Here is a 20,022-nt window from a genome sequence, read left to right as displayed (position 1 = left end):
AACACATAATCCATCAGGTACATTTGCCTAAAATAAGTGATGTGTCTATGCAATGACACAATAATATATATAGTACACTTTTAATTAATTAAAAAGTATGAGAATAAAGAAGATTAATTTGATTTGGCAAGGGCTGCTTCTTTCAGCTCTTGCTTTGGGGTTCGCAAGCTGTGAGCCCTCGGACACTCCTTGTCCTAACAAGAAGGAGGCTGATGGTGACACTAGTCAGGGAGTGGCAGTGATGCTAGAGATGGAGGATGTGGTGACGGGTGAAACCACTAGAACAGCTCTAGGAGAGAATGGTTATAACTTTACACCTTATGAAGCAGGTGCGAATGGTGATGTACAAGTTCGTGGGTTGGGGTGGAGGTCAAAAAAACCGAAAAGAAATGACATTGACGTTGGTCTTACCTACTATGCTAAGGAAAATGTTGTTTTACAGGGCTACAGCTGGCGATATGCTGATGACTACGTTGGGTTTTTTAGAGATGCCAAGGGCGAGCGTTGTGACGACTATCTCCAACTTTTCTATGTTCAGGGGTTAAATAACATACAACAGGTGCGGCTTCCACAACCCATGACTCTCTTTACATGTAAATACAGAGAAGGCAAGGAGAATAAAGTTTTAGTTAGAGTGAAATATAAACGTTATGATGCAAAAGTCCGCCCCTTTTTCCCAAGCCCAAGAGGACACGTTGTCATGGGGCCTTTTTTCGATGGTGTCGAGCTTACAGATGCTAGGATGGATGGGTTAATAAACTATGCTAGATCTTTACGTACTAAACTAAGCTCTTCATCATGTCGATCTCCCTATAAAGCTGACTTGCTAAATGAGCTTAATGAACTAGATGGTTATATGAAAGATTGGCGTAGTCGAATTGTTTCTTATGATAAGTATCAAACAAATTTTGATTTTGTCTATAAGAAGCTATCTGAAACGTATCTCTCTGAGCTTAAAAAGGGGGGAGAGCAGAAGGGAGCATTAAGGCGATTGTATGTACAAATGGGGATTGCTAACCTACCTTTGTTTAAGGGTAGTGGAGAGAGTGGAGGGCTTGGCCGTCCATTACCTTCTTTCCCGGAGTTGGAGAGTTCTGAATTGGACCTCCCTGTTAATGCCTGTGTAAGAGCCATGAGCTGGTATATTGACCAGACGCTTTACTGTTTGCCATCTATAGAGGAGTTTTATGTCGGGTGGAAGCACTGTCAAAATATTGACAAAAAATACTCTGCAACATTCACTGACCCATCATACCCAGAACATAGGGAGTTTGCTAGTTATTTGAGAATGTATAAAGATTTCTTTGCCCCAAATGTGACTAATGCAGGTCGGCTATCACGATTTAGTTACTTCACGTATTCCATTGAGGCTCGTTATGCTTTTGAACAAATCAAAAAGTTCCAAGAGGAAAAGGCTCTTTGGGCACCCGGTTATTGGGTGTACGTTTCACAAAACGATCCTATGACTTTGTGGACAAACTTTCTTAAAGGAAAGGGTGAGACTATATAGCAACTAGTTCCATGATGCTATAATTAGAAAAGGATCGAGACGTTTGTCCCGATCCTTTCTATTTTTCATAAACAACTAGTAGAAGTTAAAACCATTTGCTTCGGGTGTAAACCTGCTTTCTGATGGTCCATATCCCACCTTATATTCTCTCCAATTTAGATTTTGATACCAGCCATTACTATAATTGAAATTGCGATTCGTTGTTGGGTCACCGAAGTTGTCCTTCTGGGCATTATTCATGTAGCCATAATCTACACGTTTCATCATCTCTTCATTTCCGTTTTCATCCACCCAATAAAGGTGTACGTACTTATCTGGACCGAGCATTTCCATTCCACACTCTCCATCTTTATTCCACTTCCAAGTATAGTTAATTACCTCCACTTGAGCCTTATCCTCGCTGTTGGGTGCTAATGTAACCTGTGTTCGACCCACCTCGTGGCTCCAAGCATTCCAAAATTTTATTACAGCACCCTCTCCAGAAATTTTTCTATACCTGTCGTTGTGCAAGTCAAACCTCCAATAGCCTATTGGGTTAAACATCGGCAGATACTCGCATTTAGCAACGATTGTTCCTCGCAAGGTGTTATTGCTGTTGTTTACGAGGGTTGCTTCTAAGATGGTGCCTACATCAATTTTTCGGTCGGGGTGCCCATCAATCCCATTTGTATAACTAGGGTTGTTATTCTCAAAGTCCTTCCTATTCTGATAGGTCATACCCATTCTCCATCGTGGGGCAACACTATGCTTAGCCGCTCTATCTACCACCGTAAGCCTCTCAGTGCCGTTATAAGGTGACCTTTCCCAAGGTATTCGCTCATTTAGATACTTCTTGCCAACGCCTCCCAAAAGACAAGTTTCACTGTAGTCCCTTGAGTCAAGATAAGGCAACTTATACCACTTTTCATTTGCTCCATTTTGGGTGCCGACATAATCTTTATGATATTTCACGAAGCAGACCATACGATACTCCCCTGCGGGTGCTGTGATATAACAGTAGTTGTCATAATATCCATCGTTTCCACCATTCATTGAAGGTATATATCCCCCAATGGTGTTAAAATAGAGAGGTGGATAGACTTCAACTAGTGCCCCATCTAGTGTCTCCAGTCCGAGCATTAGTCCCCAATCTCTTCCATTCATCACTTGCTCCTCCTTCATCTCTGCCACCCAAGCTAAAAGGTTGACATCATCCTTATAAAGAACCTTGGTGTGCATTGCTTCGTCCGTTAGTGGGCGATAGTTTGTCCAACCATAGTATTCTCTTGCTGTCTTTTCATCAAGCTCACCACCATAGTTAGAGTGTAGGAGGTTCCAAGCCTTTTGATTTGCCTCCAACCAATACTTCGTGTCTATTGGTATGGTATAGGCTAGAGGAGGATTAACGATCTCTTCCTCATGAAATCTGAATAGTAGCTTTGTAGCCGCTCCTTGTGCTAGAGACACCTCTTTCTGCTCTTCCTTACTTTCCCCTTTTTCATCTCTATAATGAATTGTCGCCGTTACGTTGTTGGTAGCCGTTGGGATAGCGAAGAATAGGGTATCGGCTTCATTGCCCTTCCAACCCTCCTTCCTGTCTTGATAGCTAATCTTTAGAGTGGTTGGTTCACCTTTCCACCCCTCTTTAGATAGAGCAGCGTTAGCTAGCACCTCCTCAATCTCCACCTCTATTCCATTGACCTTTTTAGAAAATGTGCTATTCTGTAAGATCAGCTGCACCTGCTTGTATGGTGAAGAGAGAGCAGTGGAGATCTGCTTTTGTGGGTTCTGTTCCTCACCTATCAATAAGTCATTATAATAGTGTGACAGCCTAAAAGCACCAATGACCTTGTTGGTCCCCATTGGAGGTTGGAAAGTGCCCTTTGTTGGATCGTAGTTAGTTGTTGGGGTAGGCAAGTAGGCGAGAGCTACCCTCTCCACCGACTTCCATTCGTCAGCAGGAGTGGTTAGTGCAGACCATTGACCATAAGCCATCCATCTTGCTACTAGTGGTATTGCTTTGTTGCCATCTTTTGTTATGCCCCACAGCTTCACCTCATCACCGCTGTTCCACTCATTGACCAGCTTTCCATCAGCGATGACCCCTCCATTTGTCAGTGATAGGTTCAACTTCACCATCCCTCTAGGGGTGGGCGAGGGAGTAGGTGGAGGTGTTGGTTCGGGAGGAATTGGTCTATCCTTGCCGTTACAACTCACCAATGCCATACATCCCACTAATGTATATAGTGCTACCTTCGCAAATATATTTTTTTGCGATCTCCATCTTAATTGTTCCATTTGCTTTCCCATAATTGTCTCGTTTTTATTTGGTTTGTCAATATACTATTTTATCCTCATAAGTGACTGGCACTCATCTTCTTTCTCATACCTAAAGATACCAATTTTTCCCCAATTCGCCAAACATTTCGACCACTTTTTAACCCTATAACTAGCTGCTATATAGCAACTTACATCAGTAGTTTTCAATCTATTTATCCATCTTCCTTTTTTCTCTTTTACATCCTCATTCTCATGCGGCAATTGGAAGAATGTTGGAGTTGTCTTATAGGGTAGTACCTTTGTGTTGTGTTTTTGAGACACTCTCACGTGTGTAGATTTGTTGTTCATGAGGGGACGAGGGTTATGCCCTCGTCCTTTTTATTTTGATGTTGCCCACTTTCCTTTTTTCATCCTCCATCGTATGCGGCAATTAGGCAACAATTGCTGTGCCTTTAGAACCCGGTTATTTTTGCCGTAAGTGGGTACTTCCCCATAGTGTAGATGTTTAATGTTTTAGATGATGTATTTATTATGAGCTTAGAGGACTATACTGACTATCGTACTTTAACGTACAAAGAGCAGTCTAATGACAAAGGAGGTATTGATGTGTTTTGCGATGATGCCGTAACTGGTCAAGTTGAGCGGAGGTTTAGCTATGACCGGAATGGTAGACTTGATGGTTTTTATGAGCAGTGGGATAAGGAAGGAAAAATCCAGCTACAGACTAAGTATCAAAATGGTCTTGAAGTGGGTCCTAGAGTTTCAAAGTTGAAGGGTATCGCCCCCGACATTTGGGAGCATACATCCATCGGTGAGAATGGAGCACTCGGTGAGTCTGTCTATTCATCAAGAGCGTTTAGTGCAGAAGCCAGTTATGTTATCCCTAAAGAAGAGGTGCAGACGATCTTGGAAGCTCGCACTAAGGAGTTTGATGACAAAAAGTTAGCCTTTGACCCAGAGGAGTTTATTTCCAATCTTGTTTGGGAGACCTTAGATGACCTAATGGAGGGTTGTGGCGTGAACGACTTCTCATTCAGCGATGAGCTGAAAGAGATTTTTCAAACTCATATTGTAGACTACGATCAGGGTGCTGGCTTTTTTGACGACCTTGCCCGTGGGTGTGCCTCAGGTATCTTGGGTGAGTTTATATACTACTCTCAAACTAAAGACTTTTACTTAAGGCACATGGATGATATAGAGGACTATATTAATGATCTTGGTCAGCAGTTCGGAGAACCTTTGTCACTAGGGGATCCTAGATCCAATTATGCTGTTTGGGCAGTTGTTGATGATTTAGCCTATCGTGTTGGTGATGACTTCCAACGAGCCTTTGAGGAAAAGGTCTATGATAACGTACAAGAGCTAAACCTTGAAGACGCTAAGGCTTTGATGGAGTATAGTAGTATGGAAGAGGTCACTGAGATTGTTAAGGGTTATGTCAATGATTTAGAAGAGGATTTGAGGGAGGAGCAAGAGCAAAATCAAGAGATGTCAATGGGTCAGGCGTCTACAGGTGAAGAGCCCAAGAAGATAAACCTTCCACCACCATCAGATAAGAAGAAAGGTCGCTCTATCTAAGTCCGGTACAAGGAAGCCTGTCAAATACTAATTAAGGCCACGTGGCAAAGAGCCACCCGTCTATGACCATTAATTGAGTTTGTGATTAAAGGGATAGTGGGAACAGAAACAGTCACGTTGTTGACTAGTTCTGTTCCTTTTTATTGCTCAATTCTTGAATAGGAGAGATAGGGATTAACCCTATTCTCTATGACGATAACATCTCCTTCGTAGTGTGATTGCCAATCACATTGCTCCCTTCATAGGTAATTCTTTCCTTTTTTCCAAAGAGTATTCCCATGCGACAATTGGATTTTTTATGGTGGGGTATATAGAGGCCTTAGCTTTGTGTGCTTATTGACGTGAAGTAACACTTTAATTTATTGTGGATATGGATATAGAAGGTAATAAGGTTGTTCCTACTGTAATGGCAGAGGTTGCGGATCGGTGGCCTCCTTGTTTTGAGTTTGACTACATAGGAGAAGGTGGTATTGATATGAGAAAGCTCTTTGAGGTCGAACAAGAGTGGGTAGGTGTGGAGGATGGATATATCCCTGAGGATTATAGCCTTTGGTCACGCTCTGATTATGAAGAGGTAAAAAAGAATGGTGAAGAATATTGGCTTGGAGTACTCAAGGCCTTTGAGGACCCTAGTGTGGAGTGGGTGGTTACTAATGATGGTGATGTTGACTCTGTCTACGATGAAAAGTACCCCAAGTCTGTGGAGTTCTTTGGAGTGGAGCTAACCTATTTAGAGGACCTTTCTCCTATAGCAGGAGAGATTGCCTTTGATTTTATAAAGAAGGCTAGCTTGGTCGAGGGACTGTTTACTGACGTTGTCAACTTTGGTGGTGATAAGATGAGAGAGCTTGCGGAGTGGGTTCTTGATAAGAATGAAGTCTGTTTGCCTGTCTTTATCCAGTCTATCGAGAAAGAGAGTGGTGGCAAGAAACTCAACTGGCTACTAAAGGAGGAGATGGAGAGATCCTTAGAAGGTAGAGAGTCTCTACAACAAGAGATTAGTTCCCTCGACCCACAGGAGGCTTATGAGAGATTCAATGCAACGAAAGAGAGGTGGTCTCCACAAGTGCCACTTAGAGAAGAGGTTGAAAAGGAGATAAAGAAGTCAAAGGGAAGAGGAATATAACAACTAAATAGATTAATGATATGGATTACAAGAAAAGTTATTGGCTATTATTCGCGACCCTTTTTGTGGGGTGTTTGTTTGGTCTCCTGTCGTGTCAATCGAATATTGAGGTTGCAACAGAGGCGGGATTTAAGGTTGTTCCAGATGAATACCGAGAGAAAGTTTCAATTGGGTCAAGTAATAAAATCCGCATCCAGCTCAAGGAGAATATCTCTTTGAGAGATAATTATTATGTGGTGAAGTACTTTAGTGCAGAAGGAGAAGGACGAGCCTACTACAACAAAGAGCTTAATGAGTTCAAGGCTAACGATTGGGTGATACCTACGTTGGAGGTAGACCCTATGACAGGGGATAAGTTTTTCACGCTTGTCTATGCTCCATACTCACATGGGGCACATAGATTTTCTCTTACGGTTCGAGATAGCTTTGGAAATGAGGAGAAGGTTGATTTCAAGTTCAGTGTTGAAAAACCTAATTAATGATGAATAATCGTATGCGGCAATTTGTATTAATTCCTGGCCTTAGGGATAGGAGCTACTTTTGCCATATAGAAATAATAGTTGAATTAATTAATAATTAAATGAAAAGACAGAAATGAAGAGACTTTTTATTTTTCTCTGTGTAATTGCATTCTCCTTTGGCTTTAGGCAAGAGAGTAAAGCACAGTTTTATTCGTTAAGTACCAACGTCCCCATGTTGGGTTGGACAGGTATAAATGGAGAGTTTTCAGCGACAGTAGATAGAACGTGGAGCTTGCATTTGGACCTTTCCGTTAACCCCTTCCGTGTTGAGAAGCTAAGGACACAAAATTATGTGTTTAGACCACAGGTGAGGTATTGGTTTGATGAGACTTACCGCAACCTTTTTGTTGGTCTACACTATATCTATGCGAACTATCATATTGGCATTCCTTCAATTATGAAGTCTAAGTATGCAGGTTGGGGTGTAGGCGGAGGATTGGATGTCGGCTACGCTCTTCCAATTTGGAAGAACTGGAATGTGGAGTTTCAGCTAGGTGGTTCGGTTATGTATTTAGACTATCTAAAGTCTGAATGTAAGAATTGTGGTGATTTGAAAAAAGATGGTCATGGAGTTTATGTGCTACCTACAAAGGCAGCTGTATCTCTTGTTTATTTATTCTAATCTACTGGCATGAGACAGACAAGAATTAATAGCCGTTTATTGCAAATTGGAACCGTTCTAGGGCTAGCTACAATTATCTTAGCTGGCTGTGGTTCTCTGACAAGTAAGCTAGAGAAGCATGATCCCAATGATAATAGGTTGGGGTTAAAGTTCGCTGATGGTACTACTCATTATAGTGGTATGGACACATTGAAAAGTTCATTGCCTCAATATTTTGAGATAACCGATGATACGGGTAATGTGCTATATGCTATTGAAAAAGATCAACGCAAAGATAACGATGTCAGTGCTAACTTTATGCTTCAAGGTGTAGAGGTGACGACTACTCGCAAGGGAATCGTAGAACGTAATGGCAAGGTCGATTTGGACTTTATTATTACCGTTCCTAAGACTTTGATTGATGATAGGTGGCAACTTAGAGTTTACCCAACCGCCTTTAAGGATAACGATGAGACTATAGAGTTTCAGCCAGTACTTCTATCGGGTGCTGACTTCCTACGTAAGCAGAAGCAGGGGTATGAGGAGTATCAGAGGTTTATTACTTCTATTATCCCCGACTCTTTGTATTGGCAAGAGATGCTCAATCACAAGGGCTACAATAAAGCTATGAGTGACCTTGAGGCTGAGTATCATGCTGCATGGCAGAAACAATTGATCCAGCGAGACCGTTGGATTGATTGGGAGAATAAGATCAATGAACGCTATCGCCTATTTAATAGTAAGGTAGATCGTAATAGGGGTAGTGTTGATGCGAATGATTGGAGATTGGTACTTCCTTCATATTGGTTGTATAGAAACCTTGAAGATGATATGATCCCAAAGTCTTTTGCAGAGTTTGCTTTTGGCGATAAGAAGATTGTGAAGCAGAAAGTGACCCCAGAGGATAGCGTTCGCATTCAAGAGAAGTTTTGGAACTATCAGCGAATGGCAGAGAATGAGCGTAAAAAGGAGGAGCAGGAGGCTATGAAGGACAAACTTGTGAAGTTTCCTCATATAGCTGCTCGCCTTGATACCATAGTTGACGCAAATAATAGTTGGCAATACCATTATACCCAAGAGTTGACCACAGACCAATATATGAAAAAGGTTCGTCTGGCACTCTTTGGAGAGATTGTTGCTATTGACCAAAGTCGGTATGAGGTCCCCGGCTCAGATACTCTTCTATACAATATCTCTGCAATGGTAGACTTCATTGATGAAGCTCCTCGTTATATGAAAGAGGTAGTGTATAGGCAAGTGGATAAGGTTGAAAAGCTATATATAGACTTCCCTGTTGCCAAGTCTGTGGTGGATCCAAGTTTTGCGAATAATGCTCAAGAGTTAACTAAGTTGGATAGTCTAGTTCAGTCCATTGACTTCACGGGCGAGCTGGTGTTAGATAGTATCACAATGAAAGCTTATTCTTCGCCAGAGGGTGGTGCGAAGTATAACCGCTCACTGTCTGAGCGAAGGGCTCAAGGCCTGAGGGATTATCTAATTAAGAATAAGGTGTTTAATGACTTGAAACCTAGTCATGTTAAGGCTCATTCAGAGGGTGAGAATTGGTCTGGTGTTCAGAGCTGGGTGCTTCTAAACGTCTATCCAGAAGAGGTGAGAGATGGAATTTTGGCATTCATCAATAATGAAAGGGACGAGGATGTGAGGGAGCAGAAGATCCGCTCGTCTTATCCTGAGGTCTATAAGCAACTTAGAGAAGAGGCTTATCCTAGCTTACGCTGTGTTGACTTCGTGCTTCATACTCATAGAAGAGATATGGTGAAAGATACCATTCACACGACTGTGGTTGACGAGAAGTATAATGAGGGTCGTGAGCTACTTCGGGCAAGAGATTATAAAGGTGCATTGTCCATCCTTTCAGATTATCCTAAGGATTTTAACTTGGCTATTACCTATATGAGCTTAGGGTATGATGATGAGGCACTTCCAATCCTAATAAATCATGAGGAGAAGGAGGGTGCAGATATTCAATATCTTCTAGCCATTCTGTATTACAGAAAGGGAGAGATAGAGAAATCTCTAAAATGTCTTTTGAATGCTGGTAAGTTGGATAGGTACAAGATATTCAGAGCACAACTTGACCCAGAGTTGAATGACCTTATCAAGGAATATGGATTGTTCAAAGAGGAACTAGAGTTTTAATCTAAAAGAATAAGTATATGAAAAAAGGAATTGTTATAGGGGTGTTTGCCCTATTAGCGTTGTTTATATCGTCATGTATGAGATCGGGATCATGGTTCCCAGATATGGATTGTGTGACGAAGAAGGTGGAGATTGTGGCTTCATTATCACCAGATCAGCTTCCTCCTCAAGGTGGTAAGGTGCCTCTAGTTGTATCTGCGGAGAAAATTACACATTATTGGCAGTATGGAAAAGAGATTAATTCTGAGCGTGGTCCTGTTCCATTTGAGTTGGTTCTAATGAATAATCCTGAGGGTTATGTTTTAGAATATGTGAATGGTCGTTACGTTTTGACTTGCCCTGTTAACAATAGAAGAACTGCTGTACAACTTACCTTAGTTGTTGTGGCTGATGGGGAGAGACATAGCTTTGAGTTAACGCAAAAACCTAATACCTATGATGTCAATGTTGAGATACCGGGTGAGGACCCTGACGGTAAGTAAGGTAGTTGTAGCTCTCTTTACATTGCTGCCTCTCGTTTTGGCAACACAAGGTTGTCGTAAAGCTGAGAGGTCGCTAGGTAGCGTTAGCGTTGGTACAACTATGGAAATCATCGGAGTAACTACTGATGGAATGTCCATGAGGAGTAGTACAATCAAAAAGGATGGTGTTGGACAGATAGTTGGTGGCGGTTCCTACTTGCATGGCGAGAGAGTAACAATTCAAGCAAATGTGTTTCCCAATAGTAAGTTTAAGCTAGTGGCTCTTTACGAGAAGTCGGGAAAGAGTGGTTATACGAAGGAGAGGGGTCTAGTGAATGAGACATCTCTATTGGAGGGGTATAAAAAGGTGAAGGACACTCTCTGTGCTATAACATTTAATGTTATGGACGATATGACGTTCGTTGCCACATTTGCTTCTAGTGATGGTAATTTAGAAGATTTGAATATAGAGATTGGTGGTGTCAAGGTTGTAGACGTTGAGAATGCAACTGATACCATATCTTTTGGAACAATTGAAGGTAATAAAGTATGAGACGATTTGGACGAATAGCTGCGTTGATGTTCTTTGGTTTGCTGAGTTTGGCATTGTTCTCTTGTGAGAACTTAAGCTCAAAAGACGAACCCTCTCACGACCCTAGAGGAAACTATACATTGACAGCTTTTGTAGATGATGGCGATGGACAATTCCATAAGACGGAGTTTTCCTCAACATCATTAAGGGCACTAGAGAGAGGTCCCGTGAATATTGGGTCGGCCGTGGTTACAGGTTTAGGAGACTATTTCTCTAATGAGAAGTGTGAGATTGGAATTAACCCTAAGCCCAACTCGGGTAAGAAGGTAAAGTGGGTGAGATTTGACTATCAGGCGGCCTATGACCCTAAAACGCTACCAACTAGTCTTATTGAGTACAATAACCGCATAAAGCCATCAAATCCTAAGGGATATGATGTAAACTTTGTTTTCCTCGTCATCGGTGATGTGAAGGTGTTTATCACTATGGAGGACAAAGAGGATGGTGTTGACGTGGTGATTGATGGTGATAGTGATAGTGGAACTGGTGATGGAGATGGCACTGGAACTGGAGATGGCCCCGGAGATGGAGACGGCACTGGAACTGGAGATGGTCCCGGAGATGGTGATGGTACTGGCACTGGAACTGGAGATGAAGGTGGTAATGTGGAGAACCCCGGTATCAACTTGGGTATTGACGAGTGATGCAATGTATTGAATTTACAAACTAATTAATAATTTATTTTATGAGAAAAAAGTTTTTTATTTGTTCTATTTTTGGGCTCTTTGCCACAATGCTTGGCTTTAGCTCTTGTCAAAACGAAGCGGTTCGGGACATTGAGGTTCCAGCCGAGAATGCGGTAAACGTTAAAGTGGAGACTTTTGTTAAAGAGGCAGATGGTTCTTTATCTCCATTTACAACTGACCTAAGGGCTGTGATTGGTGACGCTAGTAAGGCGACAATCACTGGTGATGGTAGTTATTTCTATAACGACCTAGTGAACTTAAAGATTGTGGCCAACAATCCTTATACGCTTCATCAGCTTTATGAGAAGCAGGAGAAGGGTGGTTTCACTAAAGCCAATGGCACTGTAGACGAGAAGGAGAAGACCCTGTCATTTAATATCACGGAGGATATGACATTTGTGGCAATCTTCACGAATATTGATGAGCAACAAAAGGGGTACCGCAATCTTAAGGTTGACAATAAGAGTAGTGACTTTACTCTTGCACTAGTGACGGATGAAAGCAACTCAAAGAGTCCTCAGACCAAGGAGATGTTTGCGATTGGTGAGGAGGTAGCTGCTATCAAGACAGCAACAGGTGAGATCACAGGTCTAAGTGTAGTCAATAGTGCTTATAAGGCATGGAACACCGTTGGGCCAACTCCTGCAAGTGATTGGCTAACCGTAAACATTGATAAGGCGACAGGTAAGGTTTCATTTGTAGCCAAGCCATTCGTAGCAAAGGCTCCTGCAAGAAAGGCTGTCGTAAAGGTTGGTAAGGATGCTACAGACCCAGCTCTTCCAAGTGCGTGGGTGTCAGTGACTGTTACTCAGTCATCTTTCTACAAGGGGATTGATGAGTTGACACCTGATTCAGAGTTTACTTATGGCGATGGTACTATTGCTGACATCAAGGCACAGATTGAGGCTATTTTTGACCCTAATGGTGATAAGAAGGACTTCAAAGACCTTGATAAGACTCTAAAAGGTCCTATCTATGTGTTGGTGCCAACCTATAAGGATGGTGAGCTACTGCCTAAGGACCAGTGGGTGAAGGAGAAGGTAGAGATAGACTTCGGCAAGCCATCACAAGATTGGCTCAAGCAGAAGGATTCTACTTATGCTGCATCTGCGAACCAAGGTAAGGTAGAGCGTTCCGCTGACGTGGTTGTTAGCTTTAAGGTGGATGGTAAGACGGTTGACACTACTACTGTTAATGTTAAGCAGAAGCCAAAGACTTACGATGTTAATGTAGAGATAGACTAATCAGATTTATTATAAGTGGAGGGGGTGTCCCCTCCACTCACTAAAACAGTAATTTATTTATAACTTAAAACAGAAGAAATTATGAATGTAAAAAAGCAGATTCTAAATGCTATTATGTGTGCTACAATTGGCACATTCGGTTTGGGGCTAGCAAGCTGTGACAACAGTCGAGAGCTCCCAGTGGATCAAAGCGAGCAGAGCTTTGTAGTGACTACAGAGGCGCTCCTCATGCAAGAGGATGGCTCCCTAGTCCCATTTGTTGCTAATGACCTAAAGGCGGCAACAGAGAAAATAGATAATGAGAGGGGTACTATCACTGGAGGTGGTACATACTTCTATCGAGAGAATGCTACTATTACAGCAACGGCAAAGGGTGAGTATAAGCTTTTTACCCTTTATGAGAAGGGAGCGGCTGGTAATCATACCCAAGAAGCGGGTCAAAAGCTTGGTAATGATAAGACCAAGACCATCACAATTCCTGTAGAAAAGAACCTAAATTTTGTTGCTATATTTATTGGTGTCAAGGGTGAAGACCGTGAGTATCGCAACCTAAAGCTTGACGGAAAGCTTGAAAATCTAACCAAGAGTAATATTGATGGGAAGAAAGGTACTAATGGTACTTTTACAACTGTTGGCGAAGAGTACTCTCCTTTGAAGGATCCTAAAGGTAAGATCCAAGGGTGGACAGTTACTAATTCTAACTTTAAGAATTGGGATGCTAAGACTCCTTCCGCTGATTGGCTAACGATTACTAAGGGTAATGGTTCAATGTCCTACACTGTAAAGCCATATATTAGTATGGAGAAGGGTCCTCGTACTGCAACTGTAGAAGTTGGTAAGGATGGCGTTGGTCAAGGAAAGGGTACATGGCGGACATTCACCGTTAAACAGGATTCTTACTATGATAGTAGTGTAGACCCAAACAATGGAGGAAAGACCCCTGATAAGATTGTGGATGAAAACGGTAAAGCGGTTTCTCTACCATCGGATAGATCTTACGAATTCCCAAGTACTGGCGGACAGAAGAATATTAAAGACTTTGGATATGGCAAGAAGTATTTTGCTCTCTATAAGTCGTATAAAAATGGTGCTGTGCAACCCGAGGCTCAATGGTTGAAGGTTGAATTGGTGCCAGAGTATGGTAAGGTTGCAGCTTGGATTAAGGTAGACACTACTAAGAATATCTATGCAGCAAGTAAGAATACTGAGCAGAAGGTGTCTCGCTCAAGCGTTCTTTCTGTAACATGGAAGGGTGCGAAGGGTGCCGTTGTTAAGACTACAAAGGTAACCTTTACCCAAAAGGCAGTGACCTATCATGTTGGAGTAGGGGAAGAATAATCTCTTGTTTTTCATTTTTACAAAGTTAGTGGGTGGGGTGATTCCCCCCCACTAACGCTTTTGATAAAGGAATGGTGGGGAGTGACCCCCACAACAAGATTGTAAAATGATTAAACAAGTTAGAGCTAAGTCTATGAATCAAATTAAAACGTTGTCATTTCTGTGTTTGGTGGCTTTAAGCTTCTTGTCGGCATGTACGAAAGAGCTTTATGAGCCACCTCATATTGACCCTCAATCATCAGGTGTTGTTACAGCGATAACATCACTTAGGGCGGAGGGGGCTATTTTAGGTGAAGAGGGTCTCTACTTTTCAGTATGGAACAAGAATTTGGAAAAGGAGAAGTTGTTTACCACAGCCAAGAAGAATGGACCCCTATGGCAGTTGAAGGAGTCGTGTGTGATAACAGAGCCATCTCTAGTCGTTTCTGTTTATCCTAATACTCTTAAAAATGTTGATGGTAATGTTCTCGTACAAGAGGCGGAGCAAAAACCAGTATATTATGCTCGTCTTGACCTAGACCAAAGCTCTGATAGGACACTATGCCTAGAGTTTAAGCAGTTGCAGGCGACCCTTACTTTTCTATTTGATTTCTCTTCTTTTTCATCTTCTTCAAGGGTGGATGAGATCCGCTTCTCTCCAAGATACTCTTATGGTTGGTTAGATCTCCATAAAGGGGTTTTTAATCGTATGAATATACCAGAGTATGAGAGGATCACTATCTATCGTCCTATAAATAGTTCAATTCAAGAATTGGCTACGAATGGGAAGCTATATAAGCAGACTTTTCTGATGATGCCTCAGGCTAATACCGAGATGACGGTGTTTGTCGTGATCGATGGAGTTGAGCATTATTTTTCAATGAAGCTTGAAAAGGTGGAGAGCAATAAGGAGTATGTGGCAGTGGTAGATGTATTCAATAGTAAGGAGGTGGTTCCATTAACACCTAAGGAGAAAAATAAGGGGATCGGCTTGCCTGTCCCTGAGATTGATGATATATTCTTTACGGATTATGAATATACCGCTACACATCAATATATGCAAGACTTGAGTAATAACTCAGGCGTGGTAATGAATTTTTGGTTGGATAATCGTACGGATAGAGAGGAGAATATAGAGTATAGGGTCTTGGTCCGTGATGAGCAAGGGAATGTGGTTTGTCAGTCGCCAATCTATAGTGGTTTATCGGTGCTACCTTATCATTACGATGGCTTTTCAGTACCATTCTTCTTGTCTGTTCCAAAGGTTGGACGGTACCGTCATCAACTTCTTCTCAGAACAAATGGAGGGAAATGGTATGAACCAGACCAGAAGGATGATGACATACCAGAGGATAAATACTTCAATGTCCATCCTGAGCAGTGTGTGTTCTCATCTACAATCTATCTAAATGCGAACTCTGGTAAGATCCATAGTAGTACGATCACCACTCCACAATACAATGTTCCTGATACATCCTATTGGTGGCTCAATAATTATTCTGATAAGGAGCAAAAGGTGACTATCCGCCTGTACAATAGGCGAAAGCCATTTGAGAACCATAGCCGTTTGGCTCTCGATGAGATGACTACATGGGAAGATAAGATCGGTGAGGGTGAGTATGTCATTCCTCCACTTACGTCACATCAAGTTGCCATCCCCTATAACATCAAGGTGAGGAGACCTAGTGTGAATAGGTATCTATCTTATATTTGTGCTACTATCACGTATCATACACCAAATGATAAGGGTTTAGTAGTCGGTAAGGAATATCCTTTGCTACAAGATGGGAACCTACTATATAGGAAGAGCTATATGTTTCGTAACCCAAGCCCATTTGTTGGGTCGTCATGGGTAAACAATAAGATTATTATAGACCCAAAGTGAATGTGATTGGAATATTATGCGGCAATTGGATTTTCTCTCCATTGCCCAAGTTGATAGGTAGCTTTGTAATAGCTTTTGATAAACTCATAAGTTAATAGATAGGTGAAATTATTTTAGAGTGGGTGAAGGTGTGAATCTTTGCCCACTTGCTTTTCACATGAGCATCTCTTCTCTGTCGTTGCTTTAGCTTTTCAATCGTATGCGGCAATTGGAAAGAGTGGGTGGTACATGTGACATCAGGTATTTTTGTGCTAAGTGAATAGTGCATCATTATGATGACACAAGATATATAGTGGATTTTTAATTAATTAAAAAGTATGAGAATGAAAAGATTTAGTTTGATGATGTGGCAGGGGCTAATGCTATCAGCCCTTGCTTTGGGGTTCGCAAGCTGTGAGCCCTCGGACAAGCCTTGTCCTAATAGGAAGGGTGCTGAACCCAACACTAGTCAGGGTGTGACAGTGATGCTGGAGATGGAGAATGTTGAGACGGGTGAGACCACAAGAACTGTATTGGGTGAAAGAAATTATAGCTTTACCCCGATGAATGGAGGAGGTGATGTGGAAGTTGAAAACCTTGGATTTTATCCAAAACCAGAGCTGGGAAATGACATTGATGTTAACCTTACCTACTATGCCAAGGAGAATGTCGTGTTCCAAGGGTGGAGCTGGAGGTACAGTGATGACCCTGTTGGTACTGCAAGAGGTAAGAAAGAGGGCGAAAGTGGTTATGTTTCTTCTCCTGCTCTACAAGCTAAGAGTGGTGTGCAGAAACTAGAGCTTGGTAAAGATGCTACAAAGTTCACCTGTCAGTATCGTCCTAATACCGATAATCGTGTTTATGTAAAGGTCAAGTATGTAAAAATGGACTTATCAAAGGCGATTTACCACTGGGAGGTGGGGGAACCAGCCTCTCCAGCAGGGTATTCACCGGGTCATTTTGATGCTGCCTACCTCAAACCTTCATTTCGCAACCCAAAAGTGATCCCCGTTGTGTCTTATGCGACATTTCCTAACCTTTACTCACTTGATGGAGAGTTACTAAAGTTCCCTATAGAACCAATTGTTCGTGATGTACTATCGAGTGGTACATATTTAGTATCGTGGATTTATCCTATTCCTGACGACAAGATTAATGGAAGGTTTTTTATTTATTTTCTACAGAAAAAGTCAAACATTACAGACAATACGTTAGAAGCAAAATTCCGTATAGAGCAACCTCGTCTAGGGTTTAATGGTTCTAATATTGCGAACTCTGACATTAGAGTTCAACAGTACCCACCATTCCCAATGGATAAAAGCAAAGCTCGTTTTAAGAGAGTTGACAATAATCCTTACAATCCATATTATAAAGTTGCTGTTCGCTTAGGTGGTGGGTATACAGGTCAAATGTTGCTCTTATATGCTCCAAACTCTCAATATTCCAAACGACATGTTGGCTCCCAAATATTAGTAAGATTTACAACGGAGGATGGTCGAAAGTATGACCGTGTATTTAAGATTGGTGATGAGAATGGGAATCTAAAGAAAAGGATAGACTTGTTGGAATATCAGGTGTATTATGGACAACAGGGTAAGGCAGCCGGAGATGTAATTTGGAACGAAGGAAAGTTTGAAATAATTACTTTTTTCGGAAGTACTAAATTGTATAGTGCACCTGATAATCCTATATATACCGACCCATATTTTGGACATGATAGTACTTGGTTCGACTTTGACGAAGGTATTAAGACTGTTAAAAAATAAACAAAACGAAACAGAACACTAATTAGTGTTCTGTTTCTCTGTAAAGTATTATTGCATAAAGTCAAACCATGTTTGTTTAGGAGGATCCTTTTTTACTCCTTGATGGTCTGTAAAGGTAAGCTCGCATTTGCTTTCAAGCAGTTTTATATATTTCAAACCAACACTAAGGTTCCCTATCGATACAGGTGTACAAGTAATGACATCTGGTAAGAAATCAATCAATTTTGGATTGTCCCTCTCTACATCAGACAAGGAGATTTCGTATCTTTTCTCAGTCGTATAACCATTCGTATATGCAAACTGGACTGTTATATTCCCTTTTACAAAGCCATTCCACATATTCCTTATGCTAGCGACACAGTCATAATTCATATCAAACCTTATTACCACATGATTGCCATTCCAGCCACCATAAACTAAATCCCTTGCCGTTGCACGAGGTATAGTAAGTATTCCACTCGCATTGCGTTCTTCTGAATAACCTAAATATTTTTTATAGTTGGGGTCTTGATTTATCGCCCAATTGTATTGAATATCTTTATCGTTGATAAGACTTTCACTGTGTAGGAAGGTGACATAAAAACGTCCTAATCGACTTGGTTCCTTAAAATAGAAGTTTGGAAACACAAGCCCATTGTCATCCATTTTTACAATTGGAAAGACTTCAAATACTGTGTCCATTCCTTCAATAGTGACATAAGAGTCAACTATAAATATTTCAGGCCTTCTGTGTCTTATTAGACCGAAGTAAGGGAACCCAGTTTTAAGAGCACCCTGTAAAGGACCTTTGACATCCCAATGATAGGTTACCTTAGATGGGTTCGTTTTTACATACTTGATCTTAACATAAACAGTATTATATAAATAACTTGTGATTGTATATCAAGATGGGTGGGTGGGGTGGGGTATTTTACTCAATTCCCACCTCTTATCTTTTCCGTTTTAGTAGAAGTTAAAGCCATTTGCCTCGTGGGCAAATCTACTTTCTGATGGTCCATATCCCACCTTGTACTCTCTCCACCGACCAATGCCACAATCATTGAATACATTCGTATTTTGCTTGTTCTTAACTGGTTCCCCGAAGTCTACTTTTTGAGAGTTGTTTATATAGATATAATCCACCCTTTTCATCATCTCTTCATTACCATTTTCATCCACCCAATAAAAGTGTATGTACTTATCTGGTCCTAGCATTTGACCTCCACAATCTCCTTCTTTATCCCATCTCCAAGTATAGTTCGTTACCTCCACTTGAGCTTTATTCTCACTGTTGGGTGCTAGGACGACTTGTGTTCTTCCCACCTCATGGCTCCAAGGTGTCCAAAATGGGGTTAGACCACCTACATTTTTATAATGCTCTTTGAATATATCAAATCTCCAATAACCTATCGGGTTAAACATCGGTAAATACTCACATTTAGCAACAATGGTTCCTCGTAAAGTGTTGTTGCTATTGTTCACTAATGTTGCTTGCAAAATCGTTCCAACATCAATCTTTCTATATGGATGTCCGTCAATGGCATTAGTGTAGCTTGGGTTATTATTTTCAAAATCCTTTCGGTTTTGATAGGTCATCCCCATTCTCCATCGTGGTGCCACGCTATTCTTAGCCACTCTATCTATAACAGTGACTTTTTCTATGCCATTATAAGGTGACTTATTCCAAGGTATTCTCTCGTTAAGATACTTCTTGCCGACCCCACCCATTAGACAAGTTTCACTGTAGTCTCTCGAGTCAAGGTAAGGTAGCTTATACCACTTCTCATTAGCTCCATTTCGAGTGCCGACATAATCTTTGTGATACTTAACGAAACAGACCATACGATACTCCCCTGTGGGGACAGTAGTGTAGCAGTAGTTATAGTAATATCCGCATCTCCCTCCATTCATTGAGGGAATATATCCCCCGATTGTGTTAAAGTAGAGAGGGGGATAAACCTCCACGAGCGTTCCATCTAGTGTCTCGAGCCCGAGCATCAGACCCCAATCCCTTCCGTTCATCACCTGCTCCTCCTTCATCTCTGCGACCCAAGCTAAAAGGTTTACATCGTCCTTATAGAGAATCTTGGTGTGCATCGCCTCATCTGTTAGCGGTCGATAGTTTGTCCAACCGTAATACTCTCGTGCTTTCTTTTCATCTATCTCACCACCATAATTAGCATGTAGGAGATCCCAAGCTTTTTGATTTGCTTCCGACCAATACTTCGTGTCTATAGGTATGGTATAGGCAAGAGGAGGGTTGACGATCTCTTCCTCATGAAATCTAAATAGCAACTTTGTGACCGCTCCTTGTACTAGAGACACCTCTTGTCGCTCTTCCTTGCTTTCTCCTTTTTC

General features: G+C 41.5%; 15 protein-coding genes and 1 pseudogene. 13 read left to right on the top strand and 3 right to left on the bottom strand.

What is annotated here, in order from left to right; genetic code table 11:
- Positions 1-97 precede the first annotated feature (97 nt).
- A complete protein-coding gene (locus A3GK_RS0104840) occupies positions 98-1,510 on the top strand; it encodes a hypothetical protein (protein WP_018028349.1) in 1,413 nt (470 codons plus the stop codon).
- 75 nt (positions 1,511-1,585) lie between these two features.
- On the opposite strand, the gene A3GK_RS0104835 is transcribed toward A3GK_RS0104840, so the two are convergent.
- Positions 1,586-3,715 (bottom strand): hypothetical protein, encoded by a 2,130-nt coding sequence (locus A3GK_RS0104835; protein WP_018028348.1) that lies wholly within the window; start codon positions 3,713-3,715, stop codon positions 1,586-1,588.
- Between the two features lie 555 nt (positions 3,716-4,270).
- Between A3GK_RS0104835 and A3GK_RS0104825 the strand changes: the two genes are divergently transcribed.
- From A3GK_RS0104825 to A3GK_RS0104770, 12 genes are all read left to right on the top strand, one after another.
- Positions 4,271-5,347: a DUF7222 domain-containing protein gene (locus A3GK_RS0104825; RefSeq protein ID WP_018028346.1), complete on the top strand. Its 1,077-nt coding sequence runs from the start codon at positions 4,271-4,273 to the stop codon at positions 5,345-5,347.
- A 370-nt stretch (positions 5,348-5,717) separates the two neighbouring features.
- Positions 5,718-6,473 (top strand): hypothetical protein, encoded by a 756-nt coding sequence (locus A3GK_RS0104820; RefSeq protein ID WP_018028345.1) that lies wholly within the window; start codon positions 5,718-5,720, stop codon positions 6,471-6,473.
- A gap of 20 nt (positions 6,474-6,493) precedes the next feature.
- On the top strand, positions 6,494-6,952 hold the full coding sequence (locus A3GK_RS0104815; protein WP_018028344.1) for a TraQ conjugal transfer family protein: 459 nt from the start codon (positions 6,494-6,496) through the stop codon (positions 6,950-6,952).
- 115 nt (positions 6,953-7,067) lie between these two features.
- Positions 7,068-7,616: a DUF3575 domain-containing protein gene (locus tag A3GK_RS0104810; RefSeq protein ID WP_018028343.1), complete on the top strand. Its 549-nt coding sequence runs from the start codon at positions 7,068-7,070 to the stop codon at positions 7,614-7,616.
- A gap of 9 nt (positions 7,617-7,625) precedes the next feature.
- The gene (locus tag A3GK_RS0104805) at positions 7,626-9,755 is read left to right on the top strand and encodes an OmpA family protein (protein ID WP_018028342.1); all 2,130 of its coding nucleotides are present in this window, start codon (positions 7,626-7,628) and stop codon (positions 9,753-9,755) included.
- 17 nt (positions 9,756-9,772) lie between these two features.
- On the top strand, positions 9,773-10,237 hold the full coding sequence (locus A3GK_RS0104800; RefSeq protein WP_018028341.1) for a hypothetical protein: 465 nt from the start codon (positions 9,773-9,775) through the stop codon (positions 10,235-10,237).
- 100 nt (positions 10,238-10,337) lie between these two features.
- Positions 10,338-10,769 (top strand): hypothetical protein, encoded by a 432-nt coding sequence (locus A3GK_RS0104795; RefSeq protein WP_018028340.1) that lies wholly within the window; start codon positions 10,338-10,340, stop codon positions 10,767-10,769.
- On the top strand, positions 10,766-11,452 hold the full coding sequence (locus A3GK_RS11430; RefSeq protein ID WP_018028339.1) for a hypothetical protein: 687 nt from the start codon (positions 10,766-10,768) through the stop codon (positions 11,450-11,452). The genes A3GK_RS0104795 and A3GK_RS11430 overlap by 4 nt, the downstream gene beginning before the upstream one ends.
- A 41-nt stretch (positions 11,453-11,493) precedes the next feature.
- A complete protein-coding gene (locus tag A3GK_RS0104785) occupies positions 11,494-12,738 on the top strand; it encodes a hypothetical protein (protein ID WP_018028338.1) in 1,245 nt (414 codons plus the stop codon).
- 81 nt (positions 12,739-12,819) lie between these two features.
- The gene (locus tag A3GK_RS0104780; RefSeq protein WP_018028337.1) at positions 12,820-14,076 is read left to right on the top strand and encodes a hypothetical protein; all 1,257 of its coding nucleotides are present in this window, start codon (positions 12,820-12,822) and stop codon (positions 14,074-14,076) included.
- 133 nt (positions 14,077-14,209) lie between these two features.
- Positions 14,210-15,940: a hypothetical protein gene (locus tag A3GK_RS0104775; protein ID WP_081605312.1), complete on the top strand. Its 1,731-nt coding sequence runs from the start codon at positions 14,210-14,212 to the stop codon at positions 15,938-15,940.
- A gap of 317 nt (positions 15,941-16,257) precedes the next feature.
- Complete coding sequence (locus A3GK_RS0104770) at positions 16,258-17,685, top strand: hypothetical protein (RefSeq protein WP_018028335.1); 1,428 nt, start codon at positions 16,258-16,260, stop codon at positions 17,683-17,685.
- 48 nt (positions 17,686-17,733) lie between these two features.
- Here A3GK_RS0104770 and A3GK_RS0104765 read toward each other — a convergent pair whose 3' ends face one another.
- The gene (locus A3GK_RS0104765; RefSeq protein WP_018028334.1) at positions 17,734-18,366 is read right to left on the bottom strand and encodes a hypothetical protein; all 633 of its coding nucleotides are present in this window, start codon (positions 18,364-18,366) and stop codon (positions 17,734-17,736) included.
- Positions 18,367-18,627: 261 nt separating this feature from the next.
- Positions 18,628-20,022 (bottom strand): annotated as a pseudogene (locus tag A3GK_RS11515) (hypothetical protein); the annotation flags it as partial.

This window comes from Porphyromonas somerae DSM 23386 (assembly GCF_000372405.1).
GTDB lineage: Bacteria > Bacteroidota > Bacteroidia > Bacteroidales > Porphyromonadaceae > Porphyromonas_A > Porphyromonas_A somerae.
The sequence above is the reverse complement of the archived record's forward strand: the minus strand, read 5'-3'. Positions and strand labels throughout refer to the sequence as shown.

Coding starts and splice junctions, on each gene's coding strand:
- A3GK_RS0104765 (WP_018028334.1), bottom strand. CDS start 18,366: ATGGACACAGTATTTGAAGTCTTTCCAATTGTAAAAATGGATGACAAT.
- A3GK_RS0104825 (WP_018028346.1), top strand. CDS start 4,271: ATGTTTAATGTTTTAGATGATGTATTTATTATGAGCTTAGAGGACTAT.
- A3GK_RS0104780 (WP_018028337.1), top strand. CDS start 12,820: ATGAATGTAAAAAAGCAGATTCTAAATGCTATTATGTGTGCTACAATT.
- A3GK_RS0104795 (WP_018028340.1), top strand. CDS start 10,338: ATGGAAATCATCGGAGTAACTACTGATGGAATGTCCATGAGGAGTAGT.
- A3GK_RS0104785 (WP_018028338.1), top strand. CDS start 11,494: ATGAGAAAAAAGTTTTTTATTTGTTCTATTTTTGGGCTCTTTGCCACA.
- A3GK_RS0104810 (WP_018028343.1), top strand. CDS start 7,068: ATGAAGAGACTTTTTATTTTTCTCTGTGTAATTGCATTCTCCTTTGGC.
- A3GK_RS0104775 (WP_081605312.1), top strand. CDS start 14,210: ATGAATCAAATTAAAACGTTGTCATTTCTGTGTTTGGTGGCTTTAAGC.
- A3GK_RS0104820 (WP_018028345.1), top strand. CDS start 5,718: ATGGATATAGAAGGTAATAAGGTTGTTCCTACTGTAATGGCAGAGGTT.
- A3GK_RS0104835 (WP_018028348.1), bottom strand. CDS start 3,715: ATGGCATTGGTGAGTTGTAACGGCAAGGATAGACCAATTCCTCCCGAA.
- A3GK_RS0104815 (WP_018028344.1), top strand. CDS start 6,494: ATGGATTACAAGAAAAGTTATTGGCTATTATTCGCGACCCTTTTTGTG.
- A3GK_RS0104770 (WP_018028335.1), top strand. CDS start 16,258: ATGAGAATGAAAAGATTTAGTTTGATGATGTGGCAGGGGCTAATGCTA.
- A3GK_RS0104840 (WP_018028349.1), top strand. CDS start 98: ATGAGAATAAAGAAGATTAATTTGATTTGGCAAGGGCTGCTTCTTTCA.
- A3GK_RS0104805 (WP_018028342.1), top strand. CDS start 7,626: ATGAGACAGACAAGAATTAATAGCCGTTTATTGCAAATTGGAACCGTT.
- A3GK_RS0104800 (WP_018028341.1), top strand. CDS start 9,773: ATGAAAAAAGGAATTGTTATAGGGGTGTTTGCCCTATTAGCGTTGTTT.
- A3GK_RS11430 (WP_018028339.1), top strand. CDS start 10,766: ATGAGACGATTTGGACGAATAGCTGCGTTGATGTTCTTTGGTTTGCTG.